The sequence below is a fragment of the Pseudomonas sp. P20 genome, from assembly GCF_016463925.1.
Lineage (GTDB): Bacteria > Pseudomonadota > Gammaproteobacteria > Pseudomonadales > Pseudomonadaceae > Pseudomonas > Pseudomonas aeruginosa.
On record NZ_JAEMVM010000117.1, the window covers coordinates 1 to 438 of the forward strand.

1 pseudogene is annotated in these 438 nt (G+C 72.1%); it reads left to right on the plus strand.

Annotation, left to right across the window (positions count from 1 at the left end):
* Nucleotides 1–438: pseudogene (tpsB1, locus tag JHD77_RS32610) on the plus strand (two-partner secretion system transporter TpsB1); the annotation flags it as partial.

Consider the following 438-nt stretch of genomic DNA (forward strand, 5'->3'; position numbering starts at 1 on the left):
GCCAGCGCCGCCCCCTTCACCTCCCCCGGCGACCGCGACCTGATCCGCGACCGCCAGCAGCGCCTGCTGGACGAACAGCGCAAGCGCCTGGAGGAACTCCAGCAACTGCCCGGCAAGGGAGCGCCCGCCGCTGCGGATGCCTCCGGCGACGACGAGCGCTGCTTCGAGATCCGCCGCATCGAGCTGGAAGGCGCCGGGCACCTCGGCGAAAGCGCGCGTCGCCAGTTGCTGGCGCCCTACCAGGGGCGCTGCCTGGGCGTCGGCCAGCTCAATGCGCTGCTCAAGGCCGTCACCGACCATTACCTGGATCGCGGCTACGTCACCACCCGCGCCTACCTGCCACAGCAGGACCTGGCCTCCGGGACCCTGCGCATCATCGTCGTCGAAGGCCGCCTGGAGGGCCTGGACAGCTCCGCGCTGGCCAGCCCGCGCGAACTG